Source organism: Alteromonas ulvae (assembly GCF_048987005.1).
Taxonomy (GTDB): domain Bacteria; phylum Pseudomonadota; class Gammaproteobacteria; order Enterobacterales; family Alteromonadaceae; genus Alteromonas.
Map to the genome: position 1 here is coordinate 4217891 of NZ_CP185261.1, position 15525 is coordinate 4233415.

The window sequence follows — 15525 nt, forward strand, 5'->3', positions numbered from 1 at the left end:
GCCCACCTGACTTGCGGTCATTTCTCGACGGGCGTAGTGAATAGCGTTTAAAGGGCTAGAGCGTGTTGCCCTTGCCTACTGCGTATGAGCCTTAACTATTGGTTTGTAGCCGGTCCGCCATAGTTGCCGTTATGAATCGCTTCCACGTCGATACTGTCAAAGCGATATTCCACGTGACAGTACTGGCAATTCATTTTTACTGCACCTTCTTCTTCAATAATAGAATTAAGCTCTGCTTTCTCTACATGGCGAAGCGCTTCAGCACTGCGCTCTTTTGAACAGGTGCAGGCAAACGATACTGTCTTAGGCGGAAACACCTCTACTTCTTCTTGATGATACAAGCGATACAGTATTTCTTCTACCGACAGCGAAAACATCTCTTCTTGCTTTAATGTCTCCGTCAGCTTAGTAATGTGTTCAAAATCATTTGCTGAAGCCACATCCGTCGCGCTTGCTTGGGCAGGCAGCACTTGAAGTAGTACACCAGCGGCCTTAGCACTTTCTGCATCTTGTAAGTCAGTCATTAACTGAACCTTGGTGGCCAGCTGTTCAGACTGTTGAAAATATCCCTCGATGCATTCGGCAAGACTTGGCTTATCTAGTGCAACCACGCCTTGGTAACGCTCACCCTCATCAGGGGTAATGGTAATAACCAGCACAGCGTCGGTGAGTAGCTCGGAAAAGCTCTCCGGTAACGTGGTTAGGCTTTCATCCCAACGGGCAACACCTCGAAGGGTTTGGTTGTGCGTGGCGTTGATAACCGCGTAACTCACTGGACCTTTGCTTTGTACCTGCAGTCCTATTTCGCCTTCAAACTTAAGCGTTGCGGTAAGTAGCGAAGTCGCTGCTGCCATTTCGCACAATAACTGCTGAATTTGAACGGGGTACTCGTAGCTATGCACAATGTTTTTTAAGCTGTCGTTTAAACGCACTAGCTCACCGCGCACATTGGCTTGGGTAAATAAAAAGCGGTGTAAATTGTCGAAGTCGCTCATAACTAATCCTGTTTACAGCAATTACTGCTGTTTAAATTTAATAATCTGTCGTCGCTGCTTTTTGTCTGGTCTGTTATCAGGCTTAGGACTATGAAAAGCGTTTAATTTACGCGCAGCTTGGTTTTCTTCACGTTTTGTTACACTTTCAGCCGTTTCCGCGTAAAGCTCCTGTGCCAGAGATGCGCTTAATCGTTTGTCACTAAGCCCGAGCACTTCAATGTCACGAGAATCGAAGCCTGAGGGAACTTTTACCCTAGCGCCAAGCTCTACGTTCCTGCTTGGTTTGGCTCGCTGGCCGTTGTAGTGAACTTTGCCTGACTGAACCATATCTCGGGCTATTGCACGGGTTTTGAAAAATCTTGCAGCCCACAGCCACTTGTCCAGCCTGACATTTTGTGTTGTATTGTTGCTATTCGATTGGTTCATATAATAATTTCGTAACGGTGTTGCTTTAGTGTTGTGACCCTAACCTTTACTAGGCTATTATGGATTCGCTAAAGCGCGGTTAACCAAAAATTCACTTTATTTTAAAGCAGTACCATCAGTGGCAGCATGACATTCAATAAACCCAATCCACAACATCTGGTTGTTTTTGTGAACCAGCATCAAAAACAACTACACACCCTCGTAGTGGTTCTGCTAAGTCTGTATTTAATTGCATTCACAGCCAAACTTGTGTGGCAGATTATACCTGAACCATCGCTGTCTGCGACACCAACAGCATCACGCATTGCTCCCATCAGTACGCCTAGTGGTAAGAGTGGGGTCAATCTTGGCAAAATACAACAGCTAAACCTCTTCGGAGACGCCACAGCCGTGCCCCAGTCAACGCAAACTGAGGAAGTCACCGATGCACCCGAAACCCGTTTAAATTTAACGCTCACCGGCGTGGTAGCGAGCTCGGAGCAAAAATCAGGCACTGCGATTATAGAAAACAATAATAACCAAGCCGTGTATGGTTTGGGTGAAAAAATTGAAGGGACAAACGCTACGCTGCAAACGGTGTATAACGATCGCGTGATAATTAAAAATGGGATCCGTAAAGAAACGCTTATGCTCGATGGTATCAATTATGAAGAGGCGAATCGCAGACGAGAACAGCAGGAGCGAATGGGCCCCTCGCCAGCACGTAACAATGAAACTCAAGCACAAGAGCTCAGCGAAGAAGCCCTTGAGGCCACGGCAGCATTGCGTGAGCGTCCTGCAAACTTTACCGATTTTATTTCAATATCACCAAAAACTGACGGCGGTCAGCTAATCGGATATCAAGTAAGCCCAGGCCGTGAACCTGCTCTTTTCGCTTCTGCAGGTCTTAAAGCCGGTGATGTGATATCACAAATTAATGGGTTGGATTTAACCGACCTACAGCAGTCGCAAGAGGCATTATCAGAGCTTCGTTCTGCGCAATCGATAGAATTAACAATTATTCGTGATGGTAGTTTCACCACGCTGTACCTCGACTTGCCTGAGTCATAAAACGCTAACAAAAAACTGGCATTCTTTCCCGCTAGGGAAAGTTTCAGTTAGGCAAGACATATAGCTTAAACGACCGTTTACAGATTAAGAAATAAAGGAAGTTAGAATGAAAAGGCGCACAAGCCACAAATTGTTATCTCGCTTAGCCACCACTGTGTGTACAGCGCTGCTGTGTTTCTCTGTGACCGCTGCCGAGTACATGCCTAATTTTAAAGATACCGACATTAACGAATTCATTAATATTGTGGGTAAAAACTTAGAGCGAACCATTATCGTCGACCCTAACGTTCGCGGAAAAATTAGCGTGCGCAGTTACGATATGCTCAGCGAAGATCAGTACTATCAATTTTTCTTAAACGTACTGCAAGTGTACGACTTTGCTGTAGTTGAAATGCCAAGTGGCATTTTAAAAGTCGTGCGTTCTAAAGATGCAAAAACATCAAATATTCCGGTGGTTGAAGGCGCAAAGCAAGACGGAGATGAGTTTATTACCCGTGTTGTACCTGTTTACAACGTCCCTGTTCGCGAGTTAGCGCCTATTCTTCGCCAGCTAAACGATCAAGCCGGCGGCGGGAATGTAGTCAGCCACGACCCCTCAAATGTAATGATGCTAACCGGCAGAGCAGCGGTGGTTAACCGTTTAGTAGAGATTATCGAACGTGTCGACCGCGCCGGTGACGAAGAAGTAGAAATTGTAAAGTTACGCTATGCGTCAGCGTCGGAAATGGTGCGCATCATTGAAAGCATTAACAAATCTCAGGGCAACGCAAATACAGGCGCTAAGTCTGATCCGCGCGTAGTCGCAGACGACAGAACGAATTCAGTCATTGTGAGCGGCGACGTTAAAGCACGCCAGCGACTCATCACGCTTATCCAGCGCATGGACCAAGAGCTTGAATCCAATGGCAACACGAGAGTACTTTTTCTCAATTATGCAAAAGCAGAGGACATGGTAAAAGTACTGCAGGGTGTTTCTGCCAGCATTCAGTCAGATACACAAGGCGGCGCGGCTAATTCTAGTCGTCGCTCTTCGTCGAATCGCGATATCAGCATAGACGCCCATGAAGATTCCAACGCCATTGTGATTACCGCAGAACCCGACATGATGCGCTCACTTGAAGAAGTGGTTCGTCAGCTCGATATTCGCCGCGCTCAAGTACAGGTTGAAGCCATCATTGTTGAAGTATTTGAAGGTGACGGCACGACGCTTGGCGTACAGTGGGTGTCAGAGCAGGGCGGCGGTACACAGTTTAACAACGGCGTTGTTCCCGTCGGCGCATTAGGTGTGGCGTTACGTCAAGCTGAAGACCGCCAAGTCCCCCGCTCTCAAACCTCAGCGAATGGTGTAGTTACCGAAACAACAGATACTATAGAAGGTAACTTCCAACCTCTTGCAACGCTACTTGGCAGCGCCAACGGCATGATTGCGGGTATTATCGAAGATGGCTGGGGTGCAGTCGTGCAGGCGGTAAGTACCGACACCAACTCCAATATTCTTGCTACTCCGCACCTTACAACTATGGACAACGAAGAAGCGTTTTTCATCGTCGGTCAGGAGGTCCCCGTTATTACAGGCACAACAACGGGTGCAAACAATTCAAACCCGTTCACAACGGTTCAGCGCCAAGAAGTGGGTATAAAGCTGAAGGTGACCCCTCAAATTAACGAAGGTGATGCGGTACAGCTACTTATTGAGCAAGAAGTATCGAGTGTAAGCGGCGCAACATCAGTAGATATATCTATAAACAAGCGTGAAATTAAAACTACCGTTATTGTAGATGATGGCGGCACTATTGTGCTTGGCGGGTTGATTGATGAAGACATTCAAGAGAGTGTGTCAAAAGTACCTCTATTGGGCGACATTCCTATTCTTGGTAACTTGTTTAAATCTACCTCTACCAGCAAGCGCAAGCGCAACCTAATGGTATTTTTGAAACCTACGATTGTTCGCGATGGCGCTACAATGAACTCCATCAGCCATAGAAAGTACAACTATATCCGTGCGCTGCAGCTGAAACGCCAGCAAAACGGCGTGTCGTTAATGCCTAACTCAGACACTCCAACTATGCCCAATTGGGATGACAAACTTTCCTTGCCTCCCTCTTTTGAAGAGTACTTAATGGACAAAGAAAGTAAAAAAGGTAATGACTAGTATGTCAGGGCAAAACGAACAACTTACTCAGGCACTTGAAGCACAAGAAGAAGTGCTTGAAGCCATGGCCGAAGAGGGTCTTCCTGAACAAGAAGGTGGGCCCAAACAGCTCTCGTTTAGTTTCGCGAAGCGCAATCAAGTGCTGTTAGAAGTGAATGAAACACCGGCTGTGTTGTATTTTACCGAAAACACGCCTTTCGATGTATTCGCCGAAGTACGTCGTTTTTATGGTGAGCCTTTTGTGCCTAAATCCATTCCGGCAGATGAATTTGAAGGCTTTTTGACGACCGCTTTCCAACGGGATAGTTCGGCCGCTAAACAGTTGATGGAAGATCTAGGCAATGAAAGCGACTTGTTTGCACTCGCTGAAGATTTACCCGATACAGAAGATTTGCTAGACAGTGAAGATGATGCGCCTATCATCAAGTTGATCAATGCCATGCTTGGCGAAGCAATTAAAGAAGGGGCATCAGATATTCATATCGAGACCTTCGAGAACCAGCTGGTTGTACGCTTTCGTGTCGACGGCGTATTGCGTGAAATTTTGCGCCCCAATCGCAAGCTATCCTCTATGTTAGTGTCGCGAATCAAAGTAATGGCAAAACTCGACATTGCCGAAAAACGAGTGCCTCAAGACGGTCGCATTACCTTGCGCATAGCCGGCAGAGCAGTGGATGTTCGTGTATCTACCATGCCTTCAAGTCACGGCGAGCGAGTGGTGCTGCGTTTACTTGATAAAAATAATGCACGCCTTAATCTTGAAGATTTAGGCATGACTAAGGGAAATAGAGACTATTTCTCTACGCTTATCAGAAAGCCTCACGGCATCATTTTGGTTACAGGCCCTACCGGCTCAGGGAAAAGTACCACCTTGTATGCAGGCCTAAGTGAGATTAACTCTCGCGATAGAAATATTCTCACCGTTGAAGATCCTATTGAATTTGATTTACCCGGCATTGGACAAACTCAAGTTAACCCTCGAGTGGACATGACCTTTGCAAGAGGCTTACGAGCCATATTACGTCAAGATCCAGACGTGGTAATGGTGGGTGAAATTCGAGACATTGAAACCGCCCAAATTGCTGTGCAAGCCAGTTTGACCGGTCACTTGGTACTCTCTACGCTGCATACCAACACAGCTGCTGGCGCAATAACGCGATTAGAAGATATGGGCATTGAGCCGTTCTTGTTATCGTCTAGTTTATTGGCTGTGCTGTCTCAGCGTTTGGTGAGAACCTTGTGCAAAGAGTGCAAACAACCTCATACGCCCGATGCTTCACAACGTGAGGTATTAGGCTCTGATGCTGATGCTAGCACCATTATTTACACCCCTCGTGGATGCGCTGCATGCAATCAAACTGGCTATCGCGGTAGAACTGGTATTCATGAACTGCTGCTTGTTGATGAGCGCGTGAGAGAAATGATGCATGAGGGCGTTGGCGAACAGGCAATCGAGCGTTACATAAGAGCCACTACGCCAAGCATACGAGAAGATGGCTGTCGAAAAGTGCTGTCTGGGGTAACCTCACTTGAAGAAGTATTACGAGTAACGAGAGAAGACTAATATGGCAGCGTTCGCTTATAAAGCGGTCAATGCCCGCGGTAAAAATGAAAGTGGTGTACTTGAGGGCGATAATGCTCGGCAAGTGCGCCAACAGCTTCGTGAGAAAGGCTTGATTCCACTCGATGTAGAGCAAGTGGCTGAGCGTGCGCAAAACAACAGCTCGGGATTTAGCTTTTCCCTGTTTAAACCGCGTATATCGGCCTCTGACCTAGCGCTGCTTACTCGTCAAATGGCCACCCTAGTAGAATCTGCATTACCCGTTGAAGAGGCGCTATTAGCCGTTGCCGAGCAGTGTGAAAAACCACGCCAGAAAAATATGATGATGGCGGTGCGCAGTAAGGTAGTTGAAGGTCATGGTCTTGCCGACGCACTAGGTGAATTCCCCAGCGTTTTTGACGATCTTTATCGCTCTATGGTGGCGGCAGGTGAAAAGTCGGGGCACTTAGACACCGTATTGAATCGGTTGGCGGATTATACCGAACGACGCCAGCAAACCCGCAGTCAAATAACTCAAGCGCTAGTATATCCTTCACTCATGCTGTTTTTTGCAATGGGCATTGTGTTGCTATTGCTTACCGTAGTGGTGCCCAAAATTGTGGGGCAATTCGACCACATGGGTCAGGACCTTCCCGGCATTACCCAATTTCTTATTTCATTAAGTACATGGCTACAGAACTACGGCCTGTTTTTATTGATAGCTATCGCGGTACTCGTTGTGATCATGCAGCGTGTGTTGCAACAAAAGCTAATGAAGCTGCGCTATCACAAAGCGCTATTAAAAGTACCGCTCATTGGGAAGGTAACCCGTGGCCTCAATACGGCGCGATTTGCCCGCACTCTCAGTATCCTAAGTGCCAGTGCAGTTCCTTTGCTAGAGGCAATGCGCATTTCGGGTGATGTACTTGAAAATCAGCATATTAAAAACCAAGTTGCCGATGCCGCTATTAACGTTAAAGAAGGTAGCAGCCTGAGAGCAGCATTGGATAATACGAAAATATTTCCACCTATGATGATGCATATGATTGCATCGGGTGAGAAGTCGGGTGAATTGCAACAAATGCTCGCCCGGGCCGCAGATAATCAAGATAGGGAATTCGAGTCGCTTATTGGTGTCTCACTAAAAGTGTTTGAACCTTTATTGATAGTCACAATGGCAGGGATTGTATTGTTTATCGTAATGGCAATTCTGCAGCCAATTTTAGCATTGAATAACATGGTGAATATGTAATGAAATCTTTAAAACGTAGTTCTGGATTTAGTTTGATTGAAGTAATGGTGGTGCTGTTAATCATCGGCATTATGGCGTCAATGGTGGCACCTCAAATTTTGGGAAACCAAGAAGAAGCACAGCTCAAAAAAGCGGCGGTGGATATACAGCAGCTGGAAAGTGCCCTTGAGATGTATAAGTTGCGCAACAACCGCTTTCCTACTACCGAGCAAGGTCTTGATGCCTTGGTGACAGCGCCAACCTTAGACCCTATTCCGCGCAACTACCCAGAAGGCGGTTTTATTAAGCGCCTTCCAGAAGATCCATGGGGAAATCCTTACGCCCTTATCAGCCCAGGAGAGCTAGGCGTAGTTGATATTTTCTCTAATGGTCCAGACCGCGAACCCGGTACCGATGACGATATCGGCAACTGGAATATTAACGAATATCTCAACTAAACGTAACTCAAGCACACTATGTATAAGCGTGGCAGTAGTCCAACAACATCAAACGGCTTTACCTTATTAGAAGTCATGTTAGTGCTGCTGCTTATGGGTTTAGCTGCTGGCTATGTCATGTTTAATGCCTTTGGTGCCAGCAAAGCAGACCTGCTTAAAAACCAAGCCCAGCGGCTGCAGGTTATTGTGGATATGGCGAGTGATTTTGCCGTTCTGAATCAGCAGCAGCTTGGCGTGCGCGTTGAGCAAAAAGACAACGAGTACTACTTTGTTTATCTCGATGATGACGACGAGTGGCAGCGTATTGAGGGTGAGGACGTATACGCAGTGCACACCCTGCCCGCGCCTTTCACGCTTACCCTAAATTTAGATGACCTACCTTGGGTGGTTGAAGATCAGCTTTTCGACCGAGAGTTGTTCGATGAGAACCTTAGCGTGTCAGAAGACGGTGTAGAAATAGGCAACGATGAAGATAAAAAACTGCCTCCACCCCAAATACTCATAATGTCGAGCGGCGATGTTACCCCGTTTACCTTATCGTTTAATTATGAGGGCGATGAGGGCGACGAACCCGTTTACTTCAGCCTGCAAAATAAAGACCTTCCCCCCCTTGCGCTTGAAGGACCGTTGGAGCGTCCGCTATGAGTATGCATCAGCACGCAGGCTCTCACAAAAATAAACAAAAAGGGCTAACGCTACTTGAAGTGATGGTGGCGCTGCTCATTTTTGCATTAACAGGTACCGCTATTTTAAAAGCCGCTGGCGATCACTTATCCAGCGTTGGGCAAATTGAATCCGTGACCTTTGCTAACTGGGTGGCGAGTAATCGATTAAACCAGCTTCAGCTTGAAACCACATGGCCGCCAAAAAACAACTTAAAGGGCAGCATGGAAATGGCAGACAGAACGTGGTTTTGGCAACAAACAGTCACCAAAACTAACGACGCAGATTTGCGCTCGGTCACCATTTCTGTGGGTGAAGATAAAAATTACGTGAGTACTGTGACCTCAGTGACTACGTTTGTCGCCAAGCCAACAAAGAGCTAGATTGATGCAGCGCGGTTTTACACTCATTGAAATTTTAGTGGCCATGGCCATTTTCACGCTTATTGGCTTAGCGTCTACGGGCCTGCTCACTACGGTGATAGACAGCAATAAATTGTCACAAGAGCGTTTTGAAAATCTTCAGCTTTTACAGCGGGCCATGGTGACCATTGAGCGAGATATCCAGCAGGCGGTTTCAAGGCCAGTTCGTGTAGAGGGAGAAAAACAAGAAATTGTGATGGCCGGCGGTGAAGTAGACGGCAGTGATGACGACGGCATTGGTTTTGTTCGCGGCGGTTGGCATAACCCTCAGCTCATGCTGCCCAGAAGTACTCTGCAATACGTGGCCTATCGATTACGGGATAATAAATTAGAGCGCCTATACAGCAATTACGTCGATAACGTGATTGGCTACGAGCCCAAGGTTCGTGTGCTGCTTGAAAATGTTGAAAGCTTTAAGGTTGAGTTTTTGGCTGGCAACAATGCCTCGTCGACGATAAAAGACGATGACGATGTTAAGTGGAGTGAAAAATACCAAGGTACAGTGCTTCCGCGTGCCGTTGCTGTTGAGTTCGTTAGCAAAGACTTTGGTATGCTTCGCCGCGAATTCACCCTTGTGAGTGGTGACTCGTAATGAAGCATAGCTCTTATTTAAAAACGAGTATTGAAAAATTGACGTATATAAAGTCGGCTCGTGCAAAATCGGCTAGTATCATATCGTCTCGAGCAAAGTCCTCTCAAAGAAAAGCGCCTCGCCTTCAGTCGCCAGCAAAGCAGCAAGGTGTGGCACTGATGATAGTGCTTATGATCGTTGCCCTAGTGGCGGTTTTAGCCACTGAAATGGGCACTCGGCTGCAGCTTCAAGTGCAGCGCACTATGAACTTAAAAGACAATAATCAGGCGTATTGGTACGCCCTAGGCGCTGAAGCTTTTGCAAGGAAGTCGATTAAAACACTGATTGAAGAGACGCCAAACAAGATATCCCTTGATCAACCGTGGGCACAAGAATTTGCTTACCCCCTAGAAGGCGGAGGGCTTACCGCCAACTTAAAGGACTTGCGAGCCTGCTTTAATCTTAATGCCATCAACTCTGGTACAGCTGCCACAAACCCTAACAGCTCAAGAAATACCACCGAAGCCATGGACGCGTTTAGCAATATGCTGTTGGCACTTGGGATAGACGGCCTTGATAGCTACACCGCAGATACGTTTCGAGACGGTTTAGCCGATTGGGTGGATGAGGACGATAACCAACGCTCCTTGGGCGCTGAAGACAGTGAATATGAATCTCGAGAGTTTCCCTATTTAGCGGCCAATGGCCCGCTGGCATCTACCAGTGAATTGCGTATTATAAATGGCGCATCACCACAGTGGCTGGGCAAGGTTCTGCCATTAGTGTGCGTTATTCCAGATAACGACGAATTAAAGATAAACGTGAACACATTAGACGAAGAAGCTGCGCCGCTGTTAGCTGGGCTCACCGGATTAGATTTGCAGCAAGCCACCAGCCTTTTAGCCAATAGACCGCCAGAAGGTTGGAACGAAGTGAGCGACTTTTTAAATGAAAACACCATACAGACGCTTAACCTATCAAATTCGCGCAGAGACTGGTTCACGGTTAAAACCGAGTATTTTATTTTGCATACAAAAACTAAATATAATAAAGCAACGTTTAAGCTTTCCACCGTGTTTCAAGTAAGCACAGACAATGGCGTGAACATACTGAGGCGCGAGTTCGGAGGAACACAATAATGGAACAACTACTGGTAAGGCTGGGCGCGAATAAAAGCGACACCGTCAGCTGGTTGGTTTACTCAACTGCCGATGATGAAATAATGGCATCGGGCGAATTAGAGAATGCCGACGCGTTAGCAACGCTTACAGAGCGCACTGGTCAACGAAGCGTTATTGCATTAGCACCGAGCAGCGATATTTTACTCAAGTGGGTAACGCTACCGCCGCGAGCTGGCAGAAAAGTGATTGCCGCATTGCCCTATATGCTTGAAGAAGAGCTTGCTACAGATATTAGCAAGCAGTTTTTTGCGTTAGGCCCCAAAGTGGGTAACGAGCAAGCGGTCGCTATTGTGAGTCATGAAAAAATGCAGCAATGGCAACGATGGCTGCAAGACGCTAATTTGGCGTGTGACACTATTATCCCAGATGTGCTCGCAGTACCTCACACAGCAGACGGTTGGTCTATTTTGACTATCGGTGAGCAGCTATTAGTTCGCCAAGATAATTTCAAAGGAATTCAAGGGGAACAGCAGTGGCTACTGCCAACACTTGCTCACTTTACTTCACAGCATACAACCCCCGTAAGCGTGACTAACTATGCCGGAATCGACCTCTCTGGTTTGCCCAATATAGAAGAAACCGAAACGCCTTTAGAACTTCCCATGCAGGTGCTTGCTAAAGAGGCAACGGGAACAAGTTTTAACTTATGCCAAGGCGAATACAAAGTTAAGCGCAAACGCAGCAGTGCGCTGTCGCAATGGCGAGTAGCTGCTGTACTTGCGGTGCTTGTACTGTGCACAAGCTTAATTGACAAGACGGCCACCCTGTATCAATTAAAATCGCAAAACGACGCACTGAGTAGTCAAATAAGCGATACCGTCAAAAGTGGCTTTCCCAATATTGGCACCTACCGAGATGTGCGACGCAAACTGCAAAGTGAAATGGCCAAATTAGAACAAGGTGGCGGCAATGCGTCCATGTTGATTATGTTAGACCAGCTTTCTCCCGCATTTGCAGCCACCGACGTTAAACCGCAAACTCTTCGCTTTGACGCCAGTCGCACTGAAATACGCATTCAGGCCGAAGGTAAAAGCTTCGAAGCACTTGAGCAATTTAAGAAAACCGCCGAGCAGGCTGGCTTTTTAGTTGAACAAGGTGCGATTAATAATCGCGATAGCGGTGTTGTTGGCACAGTGTCTATTAGGAGTACGTCATGAACGCGCTATTAGAAAAATATAAAGCACTGACTGAGCGCGAGCAGAAGCTTGTGCTGATATCTGGCGTAGTCGTTGTGATCGCACTATTTTATTTTGCCATTTGGTCTCCCCTTAACCATGCGCTTTCGCAGCAGCAAAAATTACTCGATAACCAGCAGTCACTGCTGGTATGGGTAAAAGACAGTGCCGCAAGGGCAAAACAACTGCGCCGTGTCGCTGGCACTAGCAAAGGCTTTTCCGGTTCGCTGCCGCAGGCAGTCAATCGCACGGTCGCAAAGCACGACATCGCTATCTCGCGCATGCAGCCACAAAATGATGAACTGGAAATTTGGATTGATCAGGCTCCGTTCAACAATGTCCTAGAGTGGCTTAAAACCATGGAAAGTATGGGCGTGGTGATTTTACAAGCAGATATAACATCGGCCGATGCCGAAGGGTTTATCAAAATTCGTCGATTACGATTAGGTAAAGCATGAAGTCAAAAATAAGCTGGATTGTAGGCGGAATAATCGCATTTTTATTATTTGCCATTGCTTACATGCCCGCGGTGCACGTTATTGGCCGCATAACGCTGCCGCAAAATGTCTCCTTTCAAGGCGTAACTGGAACGCTGTTTAGCGGGAAAGCACAAACTGTGGTACTAAACGGCCTTCCCATTAACAATGTAAAATGGGAGTTAAACCCACTACACATGCTTCTTGGCAGCATTAACCTTGATGTAAAAGCAGGCAATATTCGCGATAAAAACGACATTGCCTTTGAAGGCCCAATTTCCACAGGGCTATTTAGTCAAACATCGGTAAAAACAGAAGCATTTACACTGTATTTGCCTGTTGATAGGGTACTAGCGCAAGTTCAGCTACCGCTGCCAGTTAACGCAGGCGGCCGCTTCAAAGTCACGTTAGACGAGTTGCACTATGGGCCGACATGCCGCGCACTCTCTGGCACTGGAGACTGGCTAAACGCCACAGTGGCTGGAACCAAAGGCCCTATCGATTTTGGTACCTATTCGGCTAAGCTTCGCTGCGAAGGTGACGATATTGGCATTACCGTAAACGAGCCAAACATGTTGGGGTTATCAATTGATGCAACCGTTCAAGCAAACATGCAACAATTCCAAGTCGCTGGAAAATTTAAGCCCGACGACAGTTTGCCAGATGAGGTGCACCAAGCGGCACGGCTTTTCGGCACGCCTGACGCCAATGGCTACACGCAAATTAAGCTTTAAATGGTAAGCGTTAAATTTTGATTTTTAATTACACAAACAAAGGACTGTATTTTGAATAAAGCATTCATTTTAGGCGGCGGCGTTACTCTTGCTGCGCTGTTAATTGCACCCACTTTTATCGGCAACAGCATTGAAACAAAAACACGCAGCGCCCTTGCTGCGTTAAACGAACAGCCGCTATATTCTGCATCAATAGTGTCTTACGACAAAGGTTGGTTTAGCAGCAGCGCACAAATAGAAATTGCGCTAGATATCAACGGTATACTAGCCGCGCAGCAAGTGGGCAACACTCAAGAAGTTAGCAATGAAGACGCTAGCATGGAGAACCCCACGATAATCGCTAACGTAAACGCCTATCACGGCCCCATCTATTTTGGTGACGGTGTGGGTGTTGCAAAAGTAAAATACAACATCGCCGTTCAAGGTGAAGCGCTTCGCAAGTACGTAGCCTGGCCCGACGACGTGCCGCTGTATGTTAACGAAGGTACGTTAGGCCTTTTCAATGGTTTACATTACTCCGACGCGATTCCAGCACTACAAGGTGTAGACGACGAGCTAACCCTAAACTTTTCAGGCTTTAATGGTGAAGCGAAGCATGAAGGTAATGGCATTCGTTATCAAGGACTAGCTGAGTCGCTTACTATGAGCGATGGTGCTTTCTCATTTGAAATGTTGAACACCACTGCTGATATTACTTACAGCGATGACGTTGATATGCTTGCGGCTATGAACGGTGAATTGTTTGAGGGTGATGCGGCTATCGCCATTGAAGAAATGGTATTTTCAGATGAAACGGGAACAAACATTCTCGTTGAAGCACTACGTATTATTACCAACACGGATATTGATGAAGACACTAATACGGCCAGTGTGTATGTCGAGTATGCCGTTGACAAAATTGAAGGTGCTGCACAAGATGCTTCTGACATGGTGCTCGGCATTGCCATCAACAACCTTGATGTAGACTTCATCAAAGCCTATCAAGATTTTAGCAATTCTACGCTATCAACGCCTGCCGACGAATTACCAGAACAGCTTCAGGCGTTTATCAAAAATAATTTATTGCAACAGCTGCAAGCTGAGCCTGAAATTAACATTACCAAGCTGGCCATGACCTTACCTGAAGGCAGTTTTACCGGTAAGGCTAATTCAAAGCTAGTAGGTGTTACTGCCCTTCCAGACACCCTTGAAGATCCAAGCTACTGGGTGTCCCACTTACTCGCTAATGCGCAAATTAAAGCCGACAAAGCATTCGTTGAAAGCATGGCTTCAGGGTATATGGTTGCTGAACTTGCTGCTAACCCGCAAACTCAAGGCATGACAGCAGAAGAGCTGCAAAGCCTTGCGGCGCAACAGGTTCCCATGGTGCTGAACACCTTTGTAGAACAAGGCTTTATCAAGCAAACTGAAAATGGCTACGACGCAGAATTTGAATTAAAAGACGGCAAGGCTAACCTTAACGGCGCCGAAATTCCGTTACCATTTGCTCAGTAGCAAAGGAGCAAAGTAATAAAGTAACAGGGCAGCAAACCACTCACTAAGCAGGGCATTCGAACATGCAGTTAACAAAATGGCAGAGCGGCGGTGAGTATTTTACTTATCACCAACAAGCGCTATTTTACCGAACTGATGGCGAAGGCCCTGTTTTGCTGCTTATCCACGGTTACCCAACAGCAAGTTACGACTGGGTTAAGCTATGGCCTGCGCTAATTCAACACTTTCGCTGTATCACCTTGGACATGTTGGGGTTCGGATTCAGTAGTAAAGCGCCCACTAAATATCAAATCACTGAACAAGTAAGTGCTATTTGCGCACTACTGAAACACCTAAACGTATCCAATGCCCATGTGGTTTCACACGACTATGGCGACACAGTTGCCCAAGAACTTATGGCCCAGCAGGAAGACGGTTCGCTGTCATTTTACATTGACACCCTACACCTTTTAAATGGTGGCCTCTTTCCCGAAACGCATCGAGCACTGCCTATTCAAAAGTTGCTTCTGTCACCTTTAGGTGGCGTGCTAATTCACCTCTTAAATAAAAACGCGGTGAGAAAAAGTATGCGGGGTATTTTTGGCGAAAATACACCGCCAACAGAACAAGACATTGATGATTTTTGGACGTTGATCAGCACCAACAACGGTCATAAATATATGCACCTGCTGCTGGATTACATGAATCAGCGCAAAAAGCACAGAGCGCGTTGGGTGGCGGCACTTCAAAATGCCATCGTTCCTATTCGTTTAACGATTGGTGCAGCAGATCCTATTTCAGGTGCCCATATGGCCGCTCGATATAGGGAGCTAATGCCGACCCCCAGTATTGTTGAATTAGAAAACATTGGTCATTACCCACAAATAGAAAGCCCTCAACAGGTTTTAGCGTCAGTGCTTGAACATATTGAGAGCAATACTACTGGTTGTGAGTAATCGCTTTTTTATGACCTCTCCC

Annotated in this window: 16 protein-coding genes; 14 read left to right on the forward strand and 2 right to left on the reverse strand. The window is 46.7% G+C overall.

Annotated features, from left to right (window positions below; genetic code table 11):
• Window positions 1-95: 95 nt before the first annotated feature.
• Together hslO and hslR are read right to left on the reverse strand one after the other, a co-directional pair.
• Entirely contained in the window at window positions 96-995 is a 900-nt protein-coding gene (gene hslO / locus ACOJR9_RS18225) for an Hsp33 family molecular chaperone HslO (RefSeq protein WP_420934290.1), read from the reverse strand.
• Window positions 996-1016: 21 nt separating this feature from the next.
• Entirely contained in the window at window positions 1017-1421 is a 405-nt protein-coding gene (gene hslR / locus ACOJR9_RS18230; RefSeq protein WP_420934291.1) for a ribosome-associated heat shock protein Hsp15, read from the reverse strand.
• A gap of 126 nt (window positions 1422-1547) precedes the next feature.
• Here hslR and gspC point away from each other — a divergent pair, with 126 nt between their 5' ends.
• From gspC to ACOJR9_RS18300, 14 genes are all read left to right on the forward strand, one after another.
• The gene (gene gspC, locus ACOJR9_RS18235; protein WP_420934292.1) at window positions 1548-2471 is read left to right on the forward strand and encodes a type II secretion system protein GspC; all 924 of its coding nucleotides are present in this window, start codon (window positions 1548-1550) and stop codon (window positions 2469-2471) included.
• Window positions 2472-2577: 106 nt separating this feature from the next.
• A complete protein-coding gene (gspD, locus tag ACOJR9_RS18240; RefSeq protein ID WP_420934293.1) occupies window positions 2578-4623 on the forward strand; it encodes a type II secretion system secretin GspD in 2046 nt (681 codons plus the stop codon).
• Between the two features lies 1 nt (window position 4624).
• On the forward strand, window positions 4625-6187 hold the full coding sequence (gene gspE, locus ACOJR9_RS18245; RefSeq protein ID WP_420936173.1) for a type II secretion system ATPase GspE: 1563 nt from the start codon (window positions 4625-4627) through the stop codon (window positions 6185-6187).
• Between the two features lies 1 nt (window position 6188).
• On the forward strand, window positions 6189-7415 hold the full coding sequence (gene gspF, locus ACOJR9_RS18250) for a type II secretion system inner membrane protein GspF (protein ID WP_420934294.1): 1227 nt from the start codon (window positions 6189-6191) through the stop codon (window positions 7413-7415).
• Window positions 7415-7852, forward strand: coding sequence for a type II secretion system major pseudopilin GspG (gene gspG, locus ACOJR9_RS18255; RefSeq protein WP_420934295.1), 438 nt, complete (start codon window positions 7415-7417; stop codon window positions 7850-7852). Before gspF ends, gspG begins: the two co-directional genes overlap by 1 nt.
• Before the next feature lie 18 nt (window positions 7853-7870).
• On the forward strand, window positions 7871-8497 hold the full coding sequence (gene gspH, locus ACOJR9_RS18260; protein WP_420934296.1) for a type II secretion system minor pseudopilin GspH: 627 nt from the start codon (window positions 7871-7873) through the stop codon (window positions 8495-8497).
• Complete coding sequence (gene gspI / locus ACOJR9_RS18265) at window positions 8494-8898, forward strand: type II secretion system minor pseudopilin GspI (RefSeq protein WP_420934297.1); 405 nt, start codon at window positions 8494-8496, stop codon at window positions 8896-8898. The genes gspH and gspI overlap by 4 nt, the downstream gene beginning before the upstream one ends.
• A gap of 4 nt (window positions 8899-8902) precedes the next feature.
• Entirely contained in the window at window positions 8903-9529 is a 627-nt protein-coding gene (gene gspJ, locus ACOJR9_RS18270; RefSeq protein WP_420936174.1) for a type II secretion system minor pseudopilin GspJ, read from the forward strand.
• 158 nt (window positions 9530-9687) lie between these two features.
• The gene (gspK, locus tag ACOJR9_RS18275; protein WP_420936175.1) at window positions 9688-10647 is read left to right on the forward strand and encodes a type II secretion system minor pseudopilin GspK; all 960 of its coding nucleotides are present in this window, start codon (window positions 9688-9690) and stop codon (window positions 10645-10647) included.
• A complete protein-coding gene (gene gspL / locus ACOJR9_RS18280; RefSeq protein WP_420934298.1) occupies window positions 10647-11846 on the forward strand; it encodes a type II secretion system protein GspL in 1200 nt (399 codons plus the stop codon). The genes gspK and gspL overlap by 1 nt, the downstream gene beginning before the upstream one ends.
• Window positions 11843-12322, forward strand: coding sequence for a type II secretion system protein GspM (gspM, locus tag ACOJR9_RS18285; protein WP_420934299.1), 480 nt, complete (start codon window positions 11843-11845; stop codon window positions 12320-12322). Before gspL ends, gspM begins: the two co-directional genes overlap by 4 nt.
• Window positions 12319-13074 carry a type II secretion system protein N gene (locus ACOJR9_RS18290; protein ID WP_420934300.1) on the forward strand — a complete coding sequence of 252 codons (756 nt, stop codon included), beginning with the start codon at window positions 12319-12321 and terminating at the stop codon, window positions 13072-13074. Before gspM ends, ACOJR9_RS18290 begins: the two co-directional genes overlap by 4 nt.
• 51 nt (window positions 13075-13125) lie before the next feature.
• Window positions 13126-14568 carry a YdgA family protein gene (locus ACOJR9_RS18295; protein ID WP_420934301.1) on the forward strand — a complete coding sequence of 481 codons (1443 nt, stop codon included), beginning with the start codon at window positions 13126-13128 and terminating at the stop codon, window positions 14566-14568.
• Between the two features lie 62 nt (window positions 14569-14630).
• Window positions 14631-15503, forward strand: coding sequence for an alpha/beta fold hydrolase (locus tag ACOJR9_RS18300; RefSeq protein ID WP_420934302.1), 873 nt, complete (start codon window positions 14631-14633; stop codon window positions 15501-15503).
• Window positions 15504-15525: the final 22 nt, after the last annotated feature.

Coding starts and splice junctions, on each gene's coding strand:
- gspE (WP_420936173.1), top strand. CDS start 4,625: ATGTCAGGGCAAAACGAACAACTTACTCAGGCACTTGAAGCACAAGAA.
- hslR (WP_420934291.1), bottom strand. CDS start 1,421: ATGAACCAATCGAATAGCAACAATACAACACAAAATGTCAGGCTGGAC.
- gspI (WP_420934297.1), top strand. CDS start 8,494: ATGAGTATGCATCAGCACGCAGGCTCTCACAAAAATAAACAAAAAGGG.
- gspG (WP_420934295.1), top strand. CDS start 7,415: ATGAAATCTTTAAAACGTAGTTCTGGATTTAGTTTGATTGAAGTAATG.
- gspM (WP_420934299.1), top strand. CDS start 11,843: ATGAACGCGCTATTAGAAAAATATAAAGCACTGACTGAGCGCGAGCAG.
- gspC (WP_420934292.1), top strand. CDS start 1,548: ATGACATTCAATAAACCCAATCCACAACATCTGGTTGTTTTTGTGAAC.
- gspF (WP_420934294.1), top strand. CDS start 6,189: ATGGCAGCGTTCGCTTATAAAGCGGTCAATGCCCGCGGTAAAAATGAA.
- gspH (WP_420934296.1), top strand. CDS start 7,871: ATGTATAAGCGTGGCAGTAGTCCAACAACATCAAACGGCTTTACCTTA.
- hslO (WP_420934290.1), bottom strand. CDS start 995: ATGAGCGACTTCGACAATTTACACCGCTTTTTATTTACCCAAGCCAAT.
- ACOJR9_RS18300 (WP_420934302.1), top strand. CDS start 14,631: ATGCAGTTAACAAAATGGCAGAGCGGCGGTGAGTATTTTACTTATCAC.
- gspL (WP_420934298.1), top strand. CDS start 10,647: ATGGAACAACTACTGGTAAGGCTGGGCGCGAATAAAAGCGACACCGTC.
- gspK (WP_420936175.1), top strand. CDS start 9,688: ATGATAGTGCTTATGATCGTTGCCCTAGTGGCGGTTTTAGCCACTGAA.
- gspJ (WP_420936174.1), top strand. CDS start 8,903: ATGCAGCGCGGTTTTACACTCATTGAAATTTTAGTGGCCATGGCCATT.
- ACOJR9_RS18290 (WP_420934300.1), top strand. CDS start 12,319: ATGAAGTCAAAAATAAGCTGGATTGTAGGCGGAATAATCGCATTTTTA.
- gspD (WP_420934293.1), top strand. CDS start 2,578: ATGAAAAGGCGCACAAGCCACAAATTGTTATCTCGCTTAGCCACCACT.